We start from the raw sequence: 22223 nt of genomic DNA, 5'->3' as shown, positions 1-22223 counted from the left end.
CCTTCGCGGGCAAGCCTCGCTCCTACACTCGTAGGAGCGAGGCTTGCCCGCGAAGAGGCCCTCATGCGAACAACATATCCCGCAACTCCCCACAATCCGCCGCATGCCAGTCAGTCAACTCCGGCCACGGATTATCCGGCAGATTCACCAACACCGTCCGCGCACCGGCCGCGCGACCGCAATCCAGGTCGAAGCGGTAATCGCCGACCATCACCATCTCGCTCGCCGGTACGTTCCAGGCCTCGGCCAGTTTCAGCAAACCGCCCGGATGAGGTTTGGGCGGCGCTTCATCACGGCCCAGCACATCCTCCACCGCGAAGCAGTCGGCCAGGCCGATCGCCTCCAGCGTGACGTGCGCCAACTCCCGGGCATTGCGCGTGAGAATGCCCAGGCGATAACCCCGTCCGGCCAGCTCACGCACCAGCGCCACCGCCCCCGGCGCCGCTGTCGAACCCAGCGCCAGGTCGCGTTCGTGCTCCAGCAACCAGGCGTGCTTGGCCGCCGCTTCATCGGCCGGCAGCGCGGCGAGGTGGGTCAGGATGTCGTCTTCGGCAGGGATCGCCAACGCCACGCGGATTGCCGCAAAGTCATGCACAGCCACGGTCAGGGTGCCGTCCATGTCGAACACCCAGTGCCGCACCTCGGCCAGGCTCATGCCCAATCCTTGCGGTGACGAATCAGGCCTTCCTGAGTGGCCGACGCCACCAGTTGCCCGGCACGATTGAACACGCTGCCGCGGGAGAAGCCACGGGAATTGCCGGCCCATGGGCTGTCCATCGCGTACAGCAACCAGTCATCGGCGCGCAGATCGGCATGGAACCACAGGGCGTGGTCAAGGCTGGCCACCTGCATGTCCTTGTGCCAGACCGATTTGCCATGGGGCTGCATCGAGGTGGTCAACAGACCGAAGTCCGAGGCGTAGGCCAACAGGTATTTATGCAGTGCGGGGGAATCGGCCAAGGCACCGTCGGCGCGAAACCAGACGTACTTGACCGGGTCGGACGGGGCGGGGTTGTAGGGATCTTCCTCGGTGACCGGCCGGAATTCGATCGGCTTCGGGCACAGCAACTTTTCGCGCATGTGTTCAGGGATCAGGTGCGCGCGCTGCTGGGTGAGTTCCAGTTCTGACGGCAGGTTTTCCGGACCGACCACTATCGGCATCACGCTCTGGTGCTGGAAACCTTCTTCGTCGTACTGAAACGACGCGCTGCAGGTGAAGATCGGGTTGCCCTTCTGGATCGCCGTCACCCGACGTGTACTGAAGCTGCCGCCGTCCCGAACCCGGTCGACCTGATAGACCACCGGCAACCCGGCATCGCCCGGACGCAGGAAATAACCGTGCATCGAATGCACATGGCGCGCTTCTTCGACGGTCTGGCTGGCTGCGGACAGGGACTGACCGAGCACCTGGCCACCGAACAGCTGACGAAAACCCAGGTCCTGGCTACGCCCGCGGAACAGGTTTTCTTCGATCGGCTCCAGGGTCAGCAAGTCGACCAGATCATCCAACACTTGGCTCATTCAGACGCTCCTCACATAACGCAATGCCGCGCAGTCTTGGCTGCGGCGGTCGATTCAATTTCCGGCCAGGGCCCATGAGGGCCATTGTAAACGTCCGTGCCCGCTTATCCATGCAAGGTTTGCAGCCATTGTTCACGAGTGATGCGGTACAGCACATGGTGACGCAGGGGATGACCGATCGCGAGCCTGGGGTGGTCAAAATCATCGGCTGAATCATGGTGCATGCCGATCGCCTGCATGACTTTCTGCGAAGGCATGTTGGTGGCGGTGGTGAAAGACACGACCTCATTCAGTGCCAACCGGTCAAAGCCACAGCGCAGAGCGGTCCACGCCGCCTCACTGGCGTAGCCCAGGCCCCAATGCTCGCGGGCCAGGCGCCAGCCGATTTCGGTGGCCGGGGTGAACGGCGCATCGAAGCCGACCTCACCCAATCCGGTAAACCCGATGAATGCGCCGGTGTCCTTGCGCTCCAGCGCCCAGAGACCGAAGCCACGCTCGGCAAAGTGGCCACGGATCCGCCCGATCAGCGCAGCACTGTCCAGCCGACTCAAGGGCGCCGGAAAATAGCGCATCACCTGCGGATCGGCGCACATCGCCGCAAACGCCGGCAAATCCTCGTCACACCACTGCCGCAACAGCAGTCGCGCGCTCTCGAGTTCACGTATCGGCTCCATCGTATTCCCCCTTTCCCATGCCGCAAGTCTAGATCGCTGGTAGGATCCTTGATTCATTCCTACATGCCTTCCTCGATAAATCAGTCATGCCCCTGCCGTTGATCTACCACGAAGACTACAGCCCCGAGTTCCCGGCGGATCACCGCTTCCCCATGGACAAGTTTCGCCTGCTGCGCGATCACCTGGTGGACAGCGGACTGACCCGAGACACCGACCTGCTGCGCCCGGACCTCTGCCCGCCAGAGATTCTCGCCCTCGCTCATGACCCTGCGTATATCGAACGCTACATGGGCGGCGAGTTGTCCCGCGAAGACCAGCGGCGTCTCGGCCTGCCCTGGAGCGAAGCCCTGGCCCGGCGTACGGTGCGGGCGGTTGGCGGTTCCCTGCTGGCGGCCGAGCAGGCGCTGGAACATGGTTTGGCCTGTCATCTGGCGGGCGGCACCCACCATGCGCACTACGACCATCCCGCCGGGTTCTGCATCTTCAATGACCTGGCGGTGATCAGTCATTTCCTGCTGGAAAGCGGCCGGGTGAATCGGGTGCTGATCTTCGACTGCGATGTGCATCAGGGTGACGGGACTGCACGGATCCTGCACAACACCCCGGAGGCCATCACCGTTTCCCTGCACTGCGAAAAGAATTTTCCTGCACGCAAGGCCGAAAGCGACTGGGACATTCCCCTGCCAATGGGCATGGGCGATGCGGACTACCTGAGGGTCGTGGACGATGCGCTCAACTACTTGCTGCCGCTCTACCAGCCTGATCTGGTGCTGTATGACGCCGGTGTCGATGTGCACAAGGATGACGCACTCGGCTACCTGAAACTGACGGACGAAGGCGTCGCCGCCCGCGATGAAAGCGTGATGCGGCATTGCCTGGGCCGGGATATTCCGGTGATGGGGGTGATCGGCGGCGGCTACAGCAAGGACCGCAAGGCCCTGGCGCGTCGTCATGGGATCCTGCATCACAGCGCCCAAAGGGTCTGGCAGTCATCAGGTTGTCATTGAGATGTGGGTCTTTACCCACAATGACTGTGGAACCGCCTGTGGATAACCTGAGTGAAAGAGGCTGCAGGCCATGCGGGGTATAGGCTTCAGAGCGGTGGTTGTTTTTTGATCAGCCGTCTGAATACACCAAAGTTCAAATGTGGGAGATTCTATGTTTGGGGGGAAGCCCCAAAAACTGGATTTGGCTGATATTCGCTCTGGTTCTTCATCAGGGCGAATGCCACCCGTGCCAGCTTGCGAGCCAGGATGACCAGCACTTGAGTCGTCTTTAATCCCCGCTCCAGATAGCGTTCGTAAAACGGCTTCCAGGTCTTTGAGCGACTGGCAGCCATCGCCGCGTTATGCAGCAGGCGCCGTATCTCTGAGTCACCTTTCTTGGTCAGCTTTCGACGTCCGTTCATCTGCCCCGAATCAGAGACTCTCAAATCCATTCCAAGAAACGCGATATAGGCGTCACCACTGGCGAAGTCGCCACGTTGAAATGCCATCGTCAGTGCGGTGGCGGTAAGAAAACCGACCCCCTCTACGGCCTGGCAGCGTTTGACTTGCTCGAGCAGACCCGCCTCTTTTACGACGTCCAACAGCTTCTTCTGGATGAGTAAATCCAATCGGCCCATGGCAGCGATCTGTTGTTTGAATGCCGCTTTCAGCAGCGGTTCGTCGTTCCAGCTTTGAGTCAAACTGACACGCGCCTGGACCAATGTCGCTCGTCTTCGAAGCAGGCTTTGAAGCTTGGTATAGACCTTCGGCGGCGGGCTCCAAGGACGTAGCTCTTCCTCTTCGTTCTTCAAGTAACGCGCCAGTAAACGGGCGTCGCTGGCATCTGTTTTGGCGCGGCCACCCACTCCTTTGCGGTAATTACTCAAACGGAAGCCGTCGATGACATAGACGGTATGTCCCATTGCATGAGCCAGCTCAACCGTATCCAGGTGATAGATATTGGTGGCTTCAATAGCGATGGCGCTGTTTGCAGGTAACGTTTTCAGCCACTTTGTAAGAGACGGTTTATCGTTTGACACGGCCAACAGCAGATCCGTGTCGGCCTGATAGACCACCACTTCGGCCTTGGCGACATCCACTCCGACTACAGAACGCGAGACACTCATTGCCACAAAGAAAGCTCCGGGTTAGGGTTTAAAGGCTTGTCGGGGCTTCACCATTGCGCTGGCTTGCTTCTATCGTCGGTCATGGCCGATGCATTCCTTATCGGCGCTTTGGTGAAGGGGTGGGGCGAAGTCTCCCACGGTCTGTACTGGCTAGAGTCAGATGCTGGCTTTTAGTCCCACCACCCCTACAAGTCTAAACATACAAGCGGGCTTGCTCGCGAAGGCGGTGGGTCAGTCGAAATCAATGCTGAATGAAAAATCGCCTTCGCGAGCAAGCCCGCTCCCACATTTGATCTCTGCGGTAGAATGCCCGGCTTCATTCGCCGAACCGCAGTGCATTCCATGACTCAGCCCTCGACTCCCCTCCCCCCTCACGTCGCCATCATCGGCGGTGGCCCCGCCGGCCTGATGGCGGCTGAAGTGTTGAGCCAGGCCGGGATCAAGGTCGACCTGTACGACGGCATGCCTTCGGTCGGGCGCAAATTCCTGCTGGCCGGAGTCGGCGGCATGAACATCACCCATTCCGAAGCCTATCCGGCGTTCCTTTCACGCTATGCCGAACGGGCGCCGCAGATTGCGCCGCTGCTGCGCTCATTCGGCGCCGACGCACTGTGCCAATGGACCCATGACCTGGGCATCGAGACCTTCGTCGGCAGCTCCGGCCGGGTGTTTCCCACCGACATGAAAGCCGCGCCCCTGTTACGCGCCTGGCTCAAACGCCTGCGCGACACGGGAGTCGTTATCCACACCCGCCACCGCTGGCTCGGCTGGAATGGCGATGGCAGCCTGAAAGTGTCCTGCCCCGATGGCGAAAAAGCCCTTCAACCCGACGCAACCTTGTTGGCCCTCGGCGGCGGCAGCTGGTCGCGCCTCGGTTCGGACGGTGCCTGGATGCTGCCGCTGGAACAGCGCGGCGTGGCACTGGCGCCGTTGCAACCGAGCAATTGCGGCTTCGAAGTGCAGGCCTGGAGCGAGTTGATGGTGAGTAAATTCGCCGGCGCGCCGCTGAAAAATATCGCGATCGGGCTGAATGACGACGTCCCGAGGCTCGGGGAATGTGTGATGACAGCGACAGGGATAGAAGGCAGCCTGATCTACGCCCTGTCTGCACCGATCCGCGAAGCCATCAACCTGCAGGGCTCGGCGACTATCCATCTCGACCTGTTGCCGGGCAGGCCTGTGGATAAGGTTGAAGCGGCGCTGAGCAAACCACGGGGTTCGCGCTCCATGGCCAAACACCTGCACAGTCAGCTTGGGCTCGATGGCGTGAAAGCGGCGTTGCTACGGGAGGTGACGGCGGCTGAATGTTTCGCTGATCCGGCATCGCTGGCCGGATCGATCAAGGCATTGCCACTGACGTTGGTGAAAACCCGTCCACTGGACGAGGCCATCAGCAGCGCTGGTGGGGTGATGTTCGAAGCGATGGATGAGCGTTTGATGCTCAAGCAGTTGCCTGGCGTGTTCTGTGCCGGAGAGATGCTGGATTGGGAAGCGCCGACGGGCGGCTATCTGCTGACCGCGTGTTTCGCCAGTGGGCGGGCGGCCGGGTTGGGGATGGTGGAGTGGTTGCAGCGCAAGGGCTGAAGACCGCGCCACGCCCTTCGCGAGCAAGCTTGCTCGCGAAGGCGGCCTAACTGATGCCGCATTAAATCAAGGCTTACGCTTACGCGGCCCAGTGTTGAACACCGGCACCTTCCGCACAGGCTTGATCGAAGGTTCCGGCGCCGACGCATCACCGCTCTCGACCCATTTACCCAGGTTGCGCTTGCCGCCGCCCGAGGTTTTCGGCTTTTTCGGTTTTTTCGGTTTCTTGACCACCTGACCGCTGGCATCGGTATCCGGCACCCGATGCTCGGGTTCGAAATCCTGTTCCATCTGGCGAGTCAGCGTCTGACGGGTCAAGGTCTCGATGGCCGACAGCAGGTTCACTTCATCGGCGCACACCAGGGAAATGGCCTCCCCGGTTGCACCCGCGCGGCCAGTACGGCCGATCCGGTGGATATAGTCTTCGGCCACGATCGGCAGGTCGAAATTGACCACCAACGGCAAGTCTTCGATATCCAGGCCACGGGCCGCGACGTCGGTGGCTACCAGGATCTGCACTTCGCTGGCTTTGAAACGGTCCAGTGCGCGCTGGCGGGTTGCCTGGGGTTTGTCGCCATGGATGCCATCGGCATTGATGCCCAGGCCCTGGAGTTTTTCCACCAGGGCGTCCACGCCATTACGGGTCTTGGCGAATACCAGCACCTGCTTCCACTTGCCCTTGCGCATCAAGTGCACGAACAGCTCCGGCTTGCGCTTCTTGTCCACCGTGACCACCCACTGTTTAACAGTGTTGGCCGCTACGTTGCGCGGGCTGACTTCAATGCTCAGTGGATCGTTGAGCATTTGCCCGGCCAGCAGGCGGATCGCGTCGGAGAAGGTCGCGGAGAACAACAGCGTCTGACGTTTCTTCGGCAACACCCGGTAAATGTTCCCCAGCTCCTCGGAAAAGCCCAGGTCGAGCATGCGATCGGCTTCGTCCAGCACCAGGGTTTGCAGCTGGTTGAACTTCAGCGCGTTCTGCCGGAACAGGTCAAGCAAGCGCCCCGGCGTCGCCACCAACAGGTCGACGCCTTTGCGCAGTTTCATCATTTGCGGGTTGATGCTGACGCCGCCATACACCGCATAGGTGCTCAACGGCAGGTTCTCGGCGTACTGGCGCACCGCCTCATGAACCTGTTCAGCCAGTTCGCGAGTGGGCACCAGGATCAGGGCACGCACCGAATTGGCGGTGACTTTCGGACCTTCCATGGCCAGCAATTGCAGGAGCGGCAGGGCGAAACCGGCGGTCTTGCCAGTGCCGGTCTGGGCGGCAGCCATCAGGTCGCGACCGTCCAGCACTGCCGGAATGGCTTGCGCCTGAACCGGCGTCGGGGTCTGGTAGCCGAGCGTCTCGAGAGAGCGCAGCAAGGGTTCGATCAGGCCAAGGGAGGCGAAAGTCATGGGATTACCGTAGGAAAATTCAGCGCGGTTGTGCAAAACGTGTGTGCAATGGCGCGCAGTTTACCCTAATTCACGCTCGATTCTGTCCGTACCACCGCAGCAGGTCGTTCGGGAGCCCGGCGCCACTGCGGCAAACCGATCAGCACCACGGCACTGATGATCACCAACATCGCCAACGCTTCTTCGATACCAATGGTCTCGCCCACAAACACGATCCCCAGCAACACCGCCACCGCCGGGTTGACGTAGGCATAACTGGTGGCCGCCGCCGGACGCACGTTTTTCAACAGGTACATGTAAGCGTTGAAGGCGATGATCGAGCCGAAGAACGTCAGGTAGGCCAAGGCTGCCCAACCTTCGATCGGCGGCATGGCCTGCAGATGCTCACCGCTCAGCGCACTGCCGATCAGCAGGGCTACGCCGCCCACCAGCATTTCCACGGCACTGGCCATCGCGCCCTGGGGCAACGGCAAGTGTTTGCTCCACACCGAACCGAAGGCCCAGGAAGCTGCCGCGAAGATCAGCAATCCCGCGCCCAGCGGGCTCGATTGCAGGTTCGAACCGAGGTTGAGCATCGCGATGCCGATCAGCCCGAGCGCAATCCCCGCCCATTCGAGACGGGTATTACGCGCGCCCCAGAAATAGCCGCAGAGCAAGGTAAACAGCGGCACCGTCGCCACTGCCAGCGCGGCCACGCCGGAGGCCACGCCCGTATGTTCGGCCACACTGACCGCCCCGTTGCCGAACGTCAGCAGCAAAATCCCGATGATCCCCGCGGCTTTCCACTGTGCCCAGGTCGGCGCCGGTGCCCCGCGCCAGCGCAGGAAGGCGTACATCAACGAACCGGCGATCACGAAGCGAATACCGGCAAGCAGCAACGGCGGCCAATACTCCACGCCGATGCGAATCACCAGGTAAGTCGAGCCCCAGATCACGTACAACGCAAAAAAGGCGGCGATCAACGGTAAGGGAAAACGACGTAGGCCAGGCATTGGGTGGCTCGCAGGCAAGACAAGTGAACAGCTATTCTAGAAAGGCCAACAGCAGAAAATAAGTTACAAAACCTGTTTATAGCGCCGGTACACTTTTCAAAACACGGAGATCAGGGCTATAAACCGTGCTTTCGAAGGTTGGGTATTTTTCAGGAGTCAGACGATGGATAAATACGACCGCATGCTCCTCGGCGCCCTGCTGGACAACGGGCGTGCGTCCTACGCCGACCTGGCTCGCAAGGTCAACCTGTCCGCCCCCGCCGTGGCCGAGCGCGTGGCCAAACTCGAAGCCTGCGGGGTGATCACCGGGTATCAGGCGAAAGTCGACATGGCCAAGCTGGGATTGCCGATTCAATGCGTGATCGAACTGCGCCTGAACCAGCACGGCAACCAGAAGGCCTACGACGAGCTGATCAAAATCCCGCAACTGACGGAGTGCCACCGGGTGACGGGCGATCCGTGCGTGATCATGCAGGCGGCGGTGGGGTCGATGCCGGAGCTGGAGGAGTTGATCAACAGGATCGCCAAGTTCGGGTTCAGCAAGACGTCGATCGTGTTGTCGAGCGCGATCGAGAAGCGCGTGCCGTTGGGGCACATCGAGGGGAATGGAAAAGTCTGATACGACACGGACTCTGTAGGAGCCGGCTTGCTGGCGATTGCGGCGTGTCAGTCGAGATCAATTTTGAATGATGGACCGCCTTCGCCAGCAAGCCGGCTCCTACAGGGGAATTGCGGTGTTTCAGTCAGAACCCGCGATGGCGCTTGAGGTGCTCATTGATCTTCGCCGCCGGCACTTTCTGCAAGCTGACCAGCAGATCATGGGACAACTCCCGCAACCCGTGTTTCTGCCGCAGTTCCTGGGCCAGGTGCGCGGTCAGGTTGGCCGCCATTTCGGCATCGGCCATGGCCCGGTGAGCCTGGCCGGTATGGGGCAGTTGGGCGAAGGTGGTGAGGGTCCCGAGTTTGTGGTTCGGCGCAGCGGGCATCAGGCGACGGGCAAGCAGCAGCGAGCAGGCGAAGTTCTGCAGGCGCGTACGTTTGATCCGCCCCAGCTCGAAATCCCAGAACTTCTGGTCGAACGCGGCGTTGTGGGCCAGCAGCGGAGTGATGCCGACGAACTCGTTGACCTCGTTCATCACCTGCTCGGCCGATGGCGCGGTGCGCAACATGGCGTTGCTGATGCCGGTGAGTTGCTCGATGAAGGGCGGCACGCGCACGCCGGCGTTCATCAGGCTCTGGTAACGCTCGACGATGCGCCCCTGCTCAAGGATCACCACGGCGATTTCCGTGGCCCGGCAGCTGCTGCTCGGGGAGATGCCAGTGGTTTCAAAGTCGATGACTGCTATGCGTTCCAAACCTGTTTCAACTCCGTAAAAATCAATTCTTGAGCAACAACGCGCCTTCGATCGGCACGTAGCGGCTGGCGGCACGGATCAGCGAGTTGGCCGTCAGGCCCGGTACGCCGTAGGCCACCGCTTGCACGCCGTGCTTGGCGATGATGCGCTCCAGCAGCATGTCGAAATCACCGTCGCCGGAGGCCAGCACCACTTCGTCGACATGATCGGCGGCGTCCATGATATCGAGGGTGATGCCCACGTCCCAGTCGCCCTTGGCCGAGCCGTCGCTGCGCTGGATGTAGGGCTTGAGCTTCACGGTGAAACCGAGATTGCGCAGGATCTGCTGGAACTGTTGTTGTTTGCTGTCGCCGCGATCGATCGCGTAGGCATAGGCCTCGACGATCTCGCCCTGCTTGCTGATGTCGGCCCACAGCGCGGCATAGTTGAAGTGACAACCATAGGCCTGACGCACGGTGTAATAGAGGTTCTGGACATCGGCGAATACTGCGATCTTTTTCACCGTGCATCCTCATTGGGGCGCTGGCGCGCGGACAGGATCAGGCACCAGGCCCGAAAAGTGGCCCAGTATGCCAGCCTGGAGGCGTGTTCCGCGAATAATCGGCCCTGTGGCGAGGGAGTTTGCCCCGCTGGGCCGGGATGGCGCTACGGCGTGTAGCGTCTCCTTTAGAACCCGAGGGGCCTGCTGCGCAGTCCAGCGCGAGCAAACTCCCTCGCCACAGAGAGTGTCAGACGAAGGAATCGTCGTCGCCGCCGAAGAACGATGAACTGTCATCGCTGTAGTCGGCATCGGTAAAGCCGCCCTGATCGTTGGCGTTGTTGTCAGCCACTCGCTGGTCGTCGCCCCAGCCATTGCCGCTGTCGCCCTGATCGTTGACCTGGGCCGGTTCCTCCTTGACGACCTCGACCACTTCCGGCTGCTGATTGTGGTGGAACAGGCTGCTGATGCCTTGTGCCAGCATCACGCCACCGGCCACCCCAGCCGCCGTTTTCAGGGCCCCGCCGAGAAAACCGCTGCCAGCCTGTTGTGGCGGCGCGTAGTTCTGCTGAGGTGGCGCGGCACCGAAGTTTTGCTGGGACGGTTGCGCATTGAACGAGGGTCGCGCCGGTTCACGCCAGCCGCCCCCGCTCGATACGGGTGCACTTTGAGTCTGTGCCGGCTGCGGATCACGCGGGCCGCCGCCGAAGATACTCGACAAAAAGCCACCACTGGCCGCTGCCGGAGCCGCCGTACGGGACTTGGCCGATTGCAGTTCAGCCTGCAATTGCTGGACTTGCCGGGCCAGTTGTTTGTTCTGCTCATCGAGGCTTTTCAGCGCTGCCTCTTGCACCAGAATCGCCTGGGTCATGAAATAGCCTGCCGCTGGTTGGCGAGTCAGGTGTTCCTTGATCCGCGCCTCGGCCTGGGCGTCGCGCGGGGCTGAATCCGTTTCGGCCTGTTGCAGCCGGGAAAACAGTCCATCGATCAGGGTTTGTTCTTCGCTGTTCATGGCGACCTCGTAGATTGCCGGGAATATCGTCACCCTTTTCCACGACGGAAAAGGTGCCCCTCCGTAATGGAGGCTGATACAGGATGTTTCAATGCCCTTTACCGAACGTTTACGTTTGCGCCCCGAAGGGCTTCATCGGTTAAAGTGGAGCACTGCTTTCAACCTGCGATACCGACTGATGAATCCGTTAGATGTACTGCGTGACTCCCTGTATTTCTTCAAGCGCAATCTGGGCCAGATCGTTCAACTGTGCCTGCCGCTGGTGATTTTCGAAGCGCTGCTGCAACAAGTCGTCGATCACTCCACCGGCCCGGACGGTTTCCCCGGTATCAGCGTGATGGTCGGCTTGCTGGTCTATCCGCTGTACACCGCCGCGCTGATCCTGTTTCTCGATGCCCGCAGCCGAGGCGAGTCACCGCGCAACCGTGACCTGCTGGCCATGTCCGCGACCCTGTGGCCGCGTTTCGCCCTGCTCACCGCGCTCAATACCCTGCTGATACTGATCGGACTGTCGCTGTATTTCCTGCCGGGCATCTGGCTGATGGTGACGCTGGCGTTTGGCGAATACCTGCTGGTATTGCGCGGCATGGCCCCGCTGGCAGCCATGAAGGAAAGCCTGCGCCTGACCCGCGGCAACTTCCTGCGCATCCTGGCGTGCATTCTGTGTGTGATGGCCCCGTTGTGGCTGCTCAAGGGCGTGACCCTGCAGGCGTATCCGGAACCGCAGAGCCTGGTGGTGGCCGTACTGATCGACAGTGCCCACAGCTTTTTGCAACTGTTCACCAGCGTGGTGCTGTTTCGCTTGTTCATGCTGATCAGCGTCGTGCCAGAGAAAACCGACGGGCCACTCTGACCGCTCTACCCCATGGGCTTGGGCTCGGCTCTCGGTTATGCTCGGGGCAACTTTTGTAACGCGATAAGCCGAGCCATGACCCGTCTACTGCGCTACACCCTGCTGGCCCTGCTGCTCGTCATTCTGGTTGGCGTGCTGATCTACAGCCTGACCTGGCGCCCCGAAGCCAGGGAAGCGCTGCCGGTCAGTTGCAGCGCCCAGGCGCCCACCCTGGTCCCCGGCCAGGCGTTGAAGGTGATGACCTGGAACGTGCAGTTCCTGGCGGGCAAACGCTACGTGTTCTGGAATGACCTGGCCGCCGGCGACGACGAAAGCCCCACCGCCGAAGACATGGCCTTCAGTCTCGATGAAGTGGCACGGGTGATCCGTGACGAACAGCCGGACATCGTGCTGTTGCAAGAACTCGACGACGGCGCCAAGGCCACCGACTACCAGAACCAGCTCAAACTGCTTCAGGAACGGCTCACCGATCTGTACCCGTGCAGCGCTCACGCCTTCGACTGGAAGGCCGACTTCGTGCCGGAACCGCATATCTTCGGCAGCGTCGGCCGGCAACTGGCGACCCTCAGCCGCTACCGGATCGGACACGCCGAACGCCTGCAATTGCCAGTGGCGCCGGCCAACCTGGTCAGCCGCCAGTTCAAACCGAAAAATGCCTTGTTGGTCACGTATCTGCCGTTGAGCGACGGCGCTCAGGTCGCCGTGCTCAATACCCATCTGGATCGCGTCATCCCGCTCGACGATACGCTGCAAGTCCAGGTCGGCGCCGTGGCCAAAGTCCTCGACAAGCTCGAAAGCCGCGGCACGCCGTGGCTGATCGGCGGCGACTTCGATCTGTTGCCGCTGGGGCAATACCGACGCCTGCCCGACGCGCAACGCACGGTCTACTCCGCCGACAGCGCGCTGCATGTGTTATGGGACAAGTACCCGATGATCCCGACCAACAACGAAGCCAGCGGTGTCGACCGGGCGCGCTGGCTGACCCATTATCCGAATGATCCGGGCTTCAACGGCCCGGACCGCACGGTCGATTACCTGTTCTACAGCCCTCGGATCAAACGCATCGAGGCGACAGTGAGGCAGGACGATACGTTGCGCATTTCCGATCACTTGCCGGTGATTGCGCGGTTCCTCCTCCCCGCCGCGCCTTGACCTTACAGGAGCGAGCCTGCTCCGGGCGGCGTTCCGACGATGGTCGTCAACGAATACGTGCCCTGTCTGAATGTACGCGTTGCCTGGACGTTTTTCGCGAGCAGGCTCGCTCCCACAGGGATCGGGGTTTACTTCGCTTGCCAGTCGTCCGGGATGACGGCGATCACATCGATTTCCATCAGCCACTGCGGTTGGCCGAGCCCGGAAATCACCAATCCGGTCGAGATCGGGAACACCCCCTTCAACCACTTGCCCACGACTTGATAAACCGGCTCGCGGTAACGCGGGTCGATGATGTAAGTGGTGGTTTTGACAATATGGGAAAGGTCGCTCCCCGCCTCTTCCAGCAGCTGCTTGACGTTTTTCATCGCCTGTTCGGCTTGTGCACCCGGGTCGCCAAGCCCCACCAGGTTGCCATCGAAATCGGTGCCGATCTGGCCGCGCACATAAACCGTGTTGCCGGCCCGTACAGCCTGGCAAAGATCATTGTCCAGCGACTGGTTGGGATAGGTGTCCTTGGTATTGAACATGCGAATGCGTGTGTGAGTAGGCATCAACTGACTCCCCTGAAACTTGAGTGATGAAGGTGTAGATCGGGAAGGGCCCATGGCCCCTTCCCTCGATCGATTCTTAACGCTGCGACGGGTCGCGGTATTCGAGGTACTGGCGCTGGGTGGCAATGTGGCCAGCGACATGTTTGGCGTCATGCCAAACGCCCCAGATAAAGCTCGATCCGCGACGCGACAGCCACGGCAGCCCCACAAAGTAGACACCTGGCTCGTTCGAGACCCCACGCTGATGACGCGGCTTGCCCTTCTCGTCAAAGGTGTCGACCTGCAGCCAGCTGTAATCGACGGCGTAGCCGGTGGCCCAAATGATCGAGGTGATGCCCGCCTCGGCCAGATCCAGTTCGAGAATCGGGTTGCTGACGCACTCTGGATCGGGAAGCATGAACCTGGCTTCGGGTTCTTCCGGGAGGTCGAGTCCGTTGCGTGCGATGTAGGCATCCGCCGCGTCCAGCAACGACAGGTAATTCGCGTCACCCGCAGCGATGTTACGCGCCAGATCCTGCTGGAACGTCACCACGCCGTCGTTGAACGATTGGGTCAGCCCCACCAGCGTCACGCCTTGTTTGGCGAGCCCACGGAAATCGACGGTCTGCCCGCCACGCGCACCGCTCACCGCGATGGTGACGTGCTCACGGCCCGGCTCCATCACTTCGGCATCCCAAAGCCCCAGCACCCCCAGCCACCAGCAGAAGTCACGGTTGCGATAGGCCCGAGGCGGACGGTCATGCTGGCCGACCGACAGGTAGACCTGTTTACCGGCACGCTGCAATTCATCGGCGATCTGCACCCCGGAAGAGCCCGCACCGACCACCAGCACACCGCCCTCGGGCAACTGCTGCGGGTTGTAATACTGAGCCGAGTGAATCTGCGTGATCGTGCTGTCTTTCGGCGCAATCGGCGGGATGACCGGACGCTGGAAAGGGCCGGTCGCCGCCACCACGCGATTGGCCTGGATCACGCCATCGGAGGTTTCGATGGTGAAGCCTGGACGATCGCTGTTGCGCACCACTTTCTTGACGTCTACACCGGTACGAATCGGCGCTTCGAACTTTTCGGCGTAGGCTTCGAAGTAAGCCGCTACGCGATCTTTTGAGGCGAAGGCATCGGGCTCCAGCTCTTCGAAGGCCAGACCGGGGAAGCGGTCATGCCAGACCGGGCCGTTGGCCACCAGCGAATCCCAACGCCCGGTGCGCCACGCTTCAGCGATGCGGTTACGCTCCAGCACCAGGTGCGGTACACCGAGTTTGCTCAGGTGTTCGCTCATGGCGACGCCAGCCTGGCCGGCCCCAACGACAAGCGTATCTATTTCTATCTTTTTATCATTCATGCTTGTGTCCTTCAGAGAGGCGACTATGGAGCGGCAAGTCGCGACAGATCAGCTGTTTAAACAATTAAATTCCGCGTAGTTCACTTTGCTGGCGGGGTAGTTTTATTGTGCTTGGCCAATGCCAATAGCGAAAATATGATTTTTGTAGTTGTTGCCCATGAAAAAACTAACCAACAACTCAACTCGGTATTAACTGGATAAACGCAAAACCCTGTAGGAGCGAGCTCGCTCGCGAAGGTCGTGAACGATAACGCGTAAAACCAGACACCCAGTGGCGTCCTCTGGTTTTTCGCGAGCAAGCTCGCTCCTACAACGTTAAGGCGTGCATGTAATAGTTACTTAAAGCACGCCAATTTCTTTAGCCGTTCTATCAACCGCAATCTTCGTCTTGCCAACCAGTTCATCAATTTCAGCACGCGTCGCAATCAATGCCGGCGCCATGATCATGCGGCCCAGCGTCGAGCGAATGATCACGCCTTCCTCAAAACCGATCGTGCGGCAGCGCCAGGCGATGTCGCCTTCGTTGGCGAAGCGCTTGCGGGTCGCCTTGTCCTGGGCAAACTGCAACGCCGCCACCAGGCCGACACCCTGAATCTCACCCACCAGCGGGTGATTGCCAAACACCTCGCGCAGACACTGTTGCAGGTACGGGCCAGTGTCGTTTTTCACCTGGGTGACCACACCCTCATCACGCAGCGCCGTGAGGTTGGCAATTGCGACCGCGGCCGCCACCGGGTGACCGGAATAGGTCAGGCCGTGGGCAAACACGCCGCCCTGCTCCACCAGCACCTCGGCGATGCGCCGGCTGAGAATCAGGCCGCCCATCGGGATGTAACCCGAGGTCAGGCCCTTGGCGATCGACAGGGTGTCCGGCTCGAAATCAAAGTGTTGGTGCGCAAACCATTCACCGGTACGCCCGAAGCCACCGATCACCTCGTCCGCACACAGCAGCACGTCGTACTTGCGGCAGATGCGTTGGATTTCCGGCCAGTAGCTCTCTGGCGGGAAGATCATGCCGCCCGCGCCCTGGAACGGCTCGGCGATGAAGGCCGCGACGTTTTCCGCGCCCAGTTCGAGAATCTTGGTCTCCAGTTGCCGGGCCGCGCGCAAGCCGAATTCGGCGGGCGTCAGATCACCTTCATGGCCAAACCAGTACGGTTCATCGATGTGCGCGACATCCGGAATCACACCACCCATTTCGTGCATGAACTTCATGCCGCCCATCGCGCTGGCGGCCAAGGTAGAGCCGTGATAACCGTTCCAGCGACCGATCATGATCTTCTTCTGCGGCTTGCCAAGCACCTGCCAGTAGCGGCGCACGGTACGGATCAACACCTCGTTGGCCTCAGAGCCGGAGTTGGTGTAGATCGCGTGGCTGTAGTGCTTGGGCAGCAGGCTGAACAGCAGCTCGGACAGCTCGACCACCGCCGGGTGAGTGGTGTGGAAGAACATGTTGTAGTACGGCAATTGCTCCAGCTGACGGGTCGCCGCCGCGGCCAGATCCTTGCGCCCGTAGCCAAGGTTGGTGCACCACAAACCGGACATGCCATCGAGGTAACGATTGCCGTCGTTGTCCCACAGATGCAGGCGCTCGCCGCCAACGATCACGCGTGGGCCTTCTTCGTTCAGCGCCTTCTGATCGAGGAATGCGTGGATGTGGTGGGCGGCATCGGCCGCCTGGTAGTCCTTGGTTTCGCGCTGAGGTTTGTAGTCTGTTGTCATTTCTTATTCTCCTGAAGTGAAAAAAGGTTCAGTTCCCGGACACCGTAGCGATCGGCGTCATCTTCGGCACGTCGTTGCCCTGGGATTCGTTTTGAATGAGTGGCTCCGGCGTAAACAGCGGTTTGCGCATCACGAACTTGACCCATACCACGGCAATCAGCGAAATCACGCCCAGCACCACGCCGGCACAGCCAAAAATACTGGCGGTCATCTCCGGCGTGGGCGACACGTGGTAGATCGCAAACAGCATGCCGGCGATGCCAATGACTTGTGGCCAAGGATAGAAGGGTGAGCGGAATGGACGGGCCAGATGGGGATAGCGGCGGCGCAAGGCGATCACATCGATGTGCACGATGATGTAGGCCAGCAGCCACGCCAGCGCAGCAGCCAGCAGCAGCAAGCTGATCGCAGCAGCGTCGTGCCCCAGAATGAGGATCGGCAGGCCGGTGATCGCTGCGACGAACAGCACCGCCACCCATGGCGTGCGACCGCGTTCAGTGAGTTTCTTGAATTGCGGGAAGGCTTGGCCATTTTGCGCCATGCCGTACAGCATGCGGGGTAAAGCAGCCAGGGACGAATTCACGGTGCTGCAAGTGGCGGTAATGGCCGCGACCACCAGGAACAGCTTGCCCGCCTCACCGAAAACGGTGGTGGCGAGCAGGTAGTGAGGCAGCGCATCGCTGGCCAGTTGCTCACGTGGAATGCACAGCAGCGCACCAAAGCAGTACAGCGCGATCACGCCGAAGATCACGGTCAAACCGATGGTCATCGAACGCGGAATATTGCGCTCGGGATTGCGGGTTTCTTCCACCAGCGGACAAACGAACTCAGCCCCGACAAATCCCCACACTGCCATGGCCGCCAGGGTGATTGCGCCGAATTCCAACGGGTTCCAACCCTGATCGAGCGGCAACTGCAGACTGGCCTGACCGTTACTCAGCGAAGCCAGGCCCATGGCGACGAGGATCACCACCATCACCAGCGCCAGCACGTTTTGCAGCTTGGCAAATACATCAATGCCGAACAGGTTCAAAACGGTGAACAGCCCCAGCACCCCGTAGGCCACCACCATGTGCGGAATGACATCCGGGTAGACCTTGCTGATCACCAGATCCAGCAACAAAAGCTCGGCGGAGAGCGCGAACATCGCCACCACCATGTACCCCGAGAAGGTCGCCAGAATCGCCGGGAAATGCCCGATCGCCACTTCCGTGTAACTGCTGAGGCTGCCCGCCTTCGGAATCATCAGGGCCAGTTCGGAAAACGACCAGGCATAGGTGATTGCCAACACATACGCGATGGCCAGCGGAATGATGAAGCCGAAGCCGGCGATGCCCGCACCTTGCAGCATCAGCACCATGACGCCCTGCGAGACCACGACGCCCACCGCAACGGCCAGCAATGAACCCAGCCCCAGGACCCGGCGCAATCCGCCGGACTGTCCCTGGGTGGACGCGGTTGTACTTGAACTCATGACAAACTCCCCGTGCTTTCTTGTTGTTGATCGCCTTCACATGGAAGGCAGGGATAAACATCGCGACTCATCCTTGAGTGGCGATTGACGACAGCCGCGGCTTAGCGGGCCGCCCAAGCGTTGAAACGTTCCTCGAGTTCTTCACCGTGATCGACCCAGAACGTGGCATCGACCAGCTGACCCTCAGCCAGATTGGCCTGAGCCGTGGGCAATTGGGCGAGCGTGTCGGCCGGCAGCTGCGCCAGCACATCCTTGCGGATCGGTCCGTAGGGAATCTGCGTGGAGAACGACTTCTGCCCACTCGCCTGGCTGGCGAACACGATAAAACGCTCCGCCAGCGCCTTGTTCGGACTGCCGCGAACGATGGCCCAGTGATCGGGATCGTAGAGGTGGCCGTTCCATGAAATGGCCAGTTTCGAGCCTTCCTTTTGCGCCACGGCAATCCGGCCGTTGTAGGCCGCCGACATCACGACGTCGCCCGCCGCGAGCCATTGCGGGGGTTGCGCTCCGGCTTCCCACCACTGGATCGAGGGCTTGATCTGGTCGAGCTTGTGAAACGCCCGATCCACGCCTGCCTTGGTGCCCAGCACTGTGTACAGGTCATCCTGTTTAACCCCGTCGGCGAGCAGCGCCACTTCCAGCGTGTACTTGGCGCCCTTGCGCAGGCCGCGCTTGCCAGGAAATTGCTGCAGGTTCCACATGTCCGCCCAGGAGGTTGGCGCCGCGCTCACCTTGTTCGAGTTATAGGCGAGCACCATCGACCAGACATAACTGGCCACGCCGCACTCGCTGACTGCGCCAGGCAGGTAGTTTTTTGAATCGCCGATCAGTGCCGGGTCCAGCCGTTCGAACAGCCCTTCTTCACAGCCGCGCAGCAGCTCAGGGCTTTCGACTTCGACCACATCCCAACTGACCTGGCCCACATCGACCATGGCTTTGACTTTGGACAGTTCTCCGCTGTACTCGCCAACGACAACTTTGCCCGCGCCACTTTGTTCAAAGGGTTTGAAATAAGCCCCCTCTTGCGCTGCCTTGGTGGCACCGCCGAACGAAATGACCGTAAGACTTTCGGAGTGCGCAACTACGGGCACCGTCAATACCAGAAGCGCGGTTAAACCCGCCGCGGCTGTAACACTCGAAGACGAATATCTGAACATGAAAGCTCCCTCACTTTTTAATTGTGGTTAGTTACTGAGGCAGTCACGGCCACGCAGCCGCAAGTACACGGATGACTCTCCGCGCAATGACATCTTTTTATTCTTTAAACCGCACACAATCAGCGTGCGGTTAATTGTTCAGGAGACGCTCAACGCAATTGAAACCAGGTGGTCTTCAATTGGGTGTATTTATCGAACGAGTGCAACGACAAGTCCCGGCCAAAACCCGATTGCTTGCCGCCACCGAAGGGCACGCTGACATCGAGGGCATCCACGGTGTTCACCGAAACGGTGCCGGCCTTCAGCGCCCGTGCAACCCGGTGCGCGCGATTCAGGTCATCGCTCCACACTGAGGCGGCCAGCCCATAGATGCTGTCGTTGGCCAGCCGCACCGCTTGCTCTTCAGTGTCGAACGTGGAAATCGCCAGCACCGGCCCGAACACCTCTTCGCGGGACAGGTGCGAATCATGATCGACGTCGGCAAAAATGGTCGGCTCGATAAAGTTGTCGGAACCGTTGAAGCTCAAGCGACGGCCGCCGGTGAGCAGTCGGGCCCCGTCTTCGTGGGCGCGTTCGATAAAGCTCATCACACGCGAGGCCTGTGCCGAATCGACAATGGCGCCAGCGGCGCTCGCAGGATTCAGTGGATCGCCGGGCATCCAGGCTTTGGCTTTTTCCAACAGACGCTCGATAAATTCATCCTTGATCGAACGCTGCACATACAGCCGTGAGTTGGCCGAGCAGACCTCGCCCTGATTGAAGAAGATGCCGAACGCCGCTTTCTCCGCCGCCAGATCAAGATCCCGACAATCGTCGAACACCAGGCTCGGGCTCTTGCCGCCGCACTCAAGCCAGACTTGCTTGAGGTTCGATTGCGCGGCGTACTGCATGAAGTATTTGCCCACCTGAGTCGAGCCGGTGAACACCAGGCAATCGACATCGGGATGCAGGCCCAGCGCCTTGCCGGCAGACTCGCCCAGCCCCGGCAGCACGTTCAGCACGCCGGGCGGCAAACCGGCTTCCAGCGCCAACTCGGCCAGACGCAACGCCGAAAACGGTGATTGCTCGGCGGGCTTGAGCACCACGCTATTGCCGGCCGCCAGGGCCGGGGCCAGTTTCCAGGCCGCCATGTCGAGCGGGAAGTTCCATGGCACCACGGCCGCCACCACGCCCAGCGCTTCACGGGTGATGGTCGCCAGCGCCGATGACGCCGTCGGCGCGACCTGATCGTAAAGCTTGTCCAGCGACTCGCCGTACCAGGCGAACACATGTGCGGCGCCGGGGACGTCGATGTTGTAGGCATCCATCACCGGTTTGCCCATGTTCAGCGAGTCGAGCAAGGCCAGCTCTTCGCGATGGGCCAGCACCAGCTCGGACAGACGCAGCATCACCCGCTTGCGCTCAACCGGTGCCATCCGCGCCCAAGGGCCTTCGTTGAAAGCACGGCGCGCACTGCGCACGGCGGTTTCCACTTCCACTTCGCCACACGCGGCGACACGGGCAAGCAACTGATTCGTCGCCGGGTTGATCGAATCGAATGTTGCGCCCGAAGACGCAGCCACCTGCCGGCCATCGATCAAGGCTTTGTCAGAGAAAGTTTGCCGGGCAGCTCGTTGCTGCCAATAGTCGAGGTCGAACACGCTACGCTCCCTTTACGACCGCCAGGGTGGTCGGGGTTGTTATCAGAGGTTGTAGAGATAGTGCGTCAACCGTGCGCAGAGGAAAATTATTAAAAATGTGCTCGGGGTATAAGAAAAAACTGGGTAAGCGCAGACCCAGTCCGGAACCCGCATAGGGTAAGGTTCAGTCAATAATCTGTGCGACGGCCATCCGGGCTTTCACCGCAAAACAGAGCAGAACGAGGTGCGTGTGGCTTCCTATACATTGCGGCAACTCAAGTATTTCGTCACAACGGTGGAAGCCGGCAGCGTCGCCGAGGCCTCGCGGCAGCTGTATATCGCGCAGCCCTCGGTGTCGACGGCGATCAAGAGCCTGGAAGAGTCGTTCAACGTCCAGCTGTTCATCCGCCACCACGCCCAGGGCGTTTCGCTGACGCCCACCGGCACGCGCTTCTATCACAAGGCGCAAGAGCTGCTGCGGATGGCCAGGGAGTTTGAACAGAACGCGCTGGCCGATAACGACACGGTCTCCGGACAGATCGACATCGGCTGCTTCGAGACCGTCGCCCCGCTGTATCTGCCGCAACTGATCGCCGGCTTTCGCAAGCTTTACCCGGGTGTGGACATTCGCATTCGCGATGGCGAGCAACAAGAGCTGGTGCAGGGCTTGACCGCAGGCACTTTCGACGTGGCATTCCTCTACGACCACGGACTGGACGGCACCATCCAGACCACGCCGCTGATGCCACCGCAAAAGCCTTACGTCCTGTTGCCTGAAGGGCACCGCTTTGCCGACCAGAAGGAGGTATCGCTACGGGACCTGTGCAGCGAGCCGATGATTCTTCTCGATGTGCAACCGAGCCGGACCTACTTTGTCAGCCTGTTCCACGAGCTGGAACTGACGCCCAACATCGTGTTCAGCTCGCCCTCGATCGAGATGGTGCGCGGTATGGTCGGTCAGGGGTTCGGCTTCTCGATCCTGGTCACCCGCCCGCACTCGGAATGCACTTACGATGGCAAGAAGGTGATCTCGGTGAACATCAAAGAGCCGGTCACCCTGTCCGGCCTGGCGTCCGCCCATCTGAAACGCAGCCAACTGACCAAGCCTGCACAGTTGTTCGTGGACTTCTGCCGCGAACAACTGAGCCAGAAAGTCGCAGCCCCCCTGTAGGAGCGAACTTGCTCGCGAAAAACCTGCAGGCACCGCGTTCATTCAGACA

Annotated in this window: 21 protein-coding genes; 6 read left to right on the top strand and 15 right to left on the bottom strand. The window is 60.7% G+C overall.

What is annotated here, in order from left to right:
• Positions 1-61: 61 nt before the first annotated feature.
• The 3 genes from ELQ88_RS05890 to ELQ88_RS05880 all read right to left on the bottom strand — a co-directional run bounded on the left by ELQ88_RS05890 (position 62) and on the right by ELQ88_RS05880 (position 2195).
• Positions 62-655 carry an HAD family hydrolase gene (locus tag ELQ88_RS05890; RefSeq protein ID WP_138964140.1) on the bottom strand — a complete coding sequence of 198 codons (594 nt, stop codon included), beginning with the start codon at positions 653-655 and terminating at the stop codon, positions 62-64.
• Complete coding sequence (gene tesB, locus ELQ88_RS05885; protein WP_128874434.1) at positions 652-1521, bottom strand: acyl-CoA thioesterase II; 870 nt, start codon at positions 1519-1521, stop codon at positions 652-654. Before tesB ends, ELQ88_RS05890 begins: the two co-directional genes overlap by 4 nt.
• 104 nt (positions 1522-1625) lie before the next feature.
• Positions 1626-2195, bottom strand: a complete 570-nt coding sequence (locus tag ELQ88_RS05880) for a GNAT family N-acetyltransferase (protein WP_128874433.1) — start codon at positions 2193-2195, stop codon at positions 1626-1628.
• Between the two features lie 86 nt (positions 2196-2281).
• Here ELQ88_RS05880 and ELQ88_RS05875 point away from each other — a divergent pair, with 86 nt between their 5' ends.
• Positions 2282-3202 (top strand): histone deacetylase, encoded by a 921-nt coding sequence (locus ELQ88_RS05875; RefSeq protein WP_128874432.1) that lies wholly within the window; start codon positions 2282-2284, stop codon positions 3200-3202.
• Positions 3203-3351: 149 nt separating this feature from the next.
• Here ELQ88_RS05875 and ELQ88_RS05870 read toward each other — a convergent pair whose 3' ends face one another.
• Complete coding sequence (locus ELQ88_RS05870) at positions 3352-4314, bottom strand: IS110 family transposase (RefSeq protein WP_138963519.1); 963 nt, start codon at positions 4312-4314, stop codon at positions 3352-3354.
• Between the two features lie 336 nt (positions 4315-4650).
• Here ELQ88_RS05870 and ELQ88_RS05860 point away from each other — a divergent pair, with 336 nt between their 5' ends.
• Complete coding sequence (locus ELQ88_RS05860; RefSeq protein ID WP_138964136.1) at positions 4651-5892, top strand: TIGR03862 family flavoprotein; 1242 nt, start codon at positions 4651-4653, stop codon at positions 5890-5892.
• Positions 5893-5958: 66 nt separating this feature from the next.
• On the opposite strand, the gene ELQ88_RS05855 is transcribed toward ELQ88_RS05860, so the two are convergent.
• Positions 5959-7293, bottom strand: a complete 1335-nt coding sequence (locus ELQ88_RS05855; RefSeq protein ID WP_128874430.1) for a DEAD/DEAH box helicase — start codon at positions 7291-7293, stop codon at positions 5959-5961.
• Positions 7294-7358: 65 nt separating this feature from the next.
• Complete coding sequence (gene yedA, locus ELQ88_RS05850) at positions 7359-8285, bottom strand: drug/metabolite exporter YedA (protein WP_138964134.1); 927 nt, start codon at positions 8283-8285, stop codon at positions 7359-7361.
• A gap of 163 nt (positions 8286-8448) precedes the next feature.
• On the opposite strand from yedA, the gene ELQ88_RS05845 reads away from it, so the two are divergent.
• Positions 8449-8904, top strand: a complete 456-nt coding sequence (locus tag ELQ88_RS05845; protein ID WP_138964132.1) for an Lrp/AsnC family transcriptional regulator — start codon at positions 8449-8451, stop codon at positions 8902-8904.
• 124 nt (positions 8905-9028) lie between these two features.
• Here ELQ88_RS05845 and ELQ88_RS05840 read toward each other — a convergent pair whose 3' ends face one another.
• From ELQ88_RS05840 to ELQ88_RS05830, 3 genes are all read right to left on the bottom strand, one after another.
• Positions 9029-9640 carry a 3'-5' exonuclease gene (locus tag ELQ88_RS05840; protein ID WP_128874427.1) on the bottom strand — a complete coding sequence of 204 codons (612 nt, stop codon included), beginning with the start codon at positions 9638-9640 and terminating at the stop codon, positions 9029-9031.
• 22 nt (positions 9641-9662) lie between these two features.
• Complete coding sequence (locus ELQ88_RS05835; RefSeq protein ID WP_064675757.1) at positions 9663-10142, bottom strand: NYN domain-containing protein; 480 nt, start codon at positions 10140-10142, stop codon at positions 9663-9665.
• 226 nt (positions 10143-10368) lie between these two features.
• On the bottom strand, positions 10369-11130 hold the full coding sequence (locus tag ELQ88_RS05830; protein WP_138964130.1) for a DUF2076 domain-containing protein: 762 nt from the start codon (positions 11128-11130) through the stop codon (positions 10369-10371).
• 178 nt (positions 11131-11308) lie between these two features.
• On the opposite strand from ELQ88_RS05830, the gene ELQ88_RS05825 reads away from it, so the two are divergent.
• Together ELQ88_RS05825 and ELQ88_RS05820 are read left to right on the top strand one after the other, a co-directional pair.
• On the top strand, positions 11309-11983 hold the full coding sequence (locus tag ELQ88_RS05825; RefSeq protein ID WP_138964128.1) for a YciC family protein: 675 nt from the start codon (positions 11309-11311) through the stop codon (positions 11981-11983).
• Between the two features lie 75 nt (positions 11984-12058).
• Positions 12059-13135 carry an endonuclease/exonuclease/phosphatase family protein gene (locus ELQ88_RS05820; RefSeq protein WP_138964126.1) on the top strand — a complete coding sequence of 359 codons (1077 nt, stop codon included), beginning with the start codon at positions 12059-12061 and terminating at the stop codon, positions 13133-13135.
• Between the two features lie 128 nt (positions 13136-13263).
• On the opposite strand, the gene ELQ88_RS05815 is transcribed toward ELQ88_RS05820, so the two are convergent.
• The 6 genes from ELQ88_RS05815 to ELQ88_RS05790 form a co-directional block, all read right to left on the bottom strand.
• A complete protein-coding gene (locus ELQ88_RS05815) occupies positions 13264-13689 on the bottom strand; it encodes a RidA family protein (RefSeq protein ID WP_128874422.1) in 426 nt (141 codons plus the stop codon).
• Between the two features lie 76 nt (positions 13690-13765).
• On the bottom strand, positions 13766-15031 hold the full coding sequence (locus tag ELQ88_RS05810) for an NAD(P)/FAD-dependent oxidoreductase (RefSeq protein WP_128874421.1): 1266 nt from the start codon (positions 15029-15031) through the stop codon (positions 13766-13768).
• A gap of 339 nt (positions 15032-15370) precedes the next feature.
• Positions 15371-16753, bottom strand: coding sequence for an aspartate aminotransferase family protein (locus ELQ88_RS05805; protein ID WP_138964124.1), 1383 nt, complete (start codon positions 16751-16753; stop codon positions 15371-15373).
• A gap of 28 nt (positions 16754-16781) precedes the next feature.
• Positions 16782-18227, bottom strand: coding sequence for an APC family permease (locus tag ELQ88_RS05800; RefSeq protein ID WP_138964122.1), 1446 nt, complete (start codon positions 18225-18227; stop codon positions 16782-16784).
• A gap of 101 nt (positions 18228-18328) precedes the next feature.
• Positions 18329-19330: an ABC transporter substrate-binding protein gene (locus ELQ88_RS05795; protein ID WP_224790961.1), complete on the bottom strand. Its 1002-nt coding sequence runs from the start codon at positions 19328-19330 to the stop codon at positions 18329-18331.
• A 203-nt stretch (positions 19331-19533) separates the two neighbouring features.
• Positions 19534-21024 carry an aldehyde dehydrogenase gene (locus tag ELQ88_RS05790; protein ID WP_138964120.1) on the bottom strand — a complete coding sequence of 497 codons (1491 nt, stop codon included), beginning with the start codon at positions 21022-21024 and terminating at the stop codon, positions 19534-19536.
• 229 nt (positions 21025-21253) lie between these two features.
• Here ELQ88_RS05790 and ELQ88_RS05785 point away from each other — a divergent pair, with 229 nt between their 5' ends.
• Entirely contained in the window at positions 21254-22174 is a 921-nt protein-coding gene (locus ELQ88_RS05785) for a LysR family transcriptional regulator (protein ID WP_064675747.1), read from the top strand.
• Positions 22175-22223: the final 49 nt, after the last annotated feature.

It is taken from the genome of Pseudomonas sp. MPC6, from assembly GCF_006094435.1.
Classification (GTDB): Bacteria; Pseudomonadota; Gammaproteobacteria; order Pseudomonadales; family Pseudomonadaceae; genus Aquipseudomonas.
The sequence above is the reverse complement of the archived record's forward strand: the minus strand, read 5'-3'. Positions and strand labels throughout refer to the sequence as shown.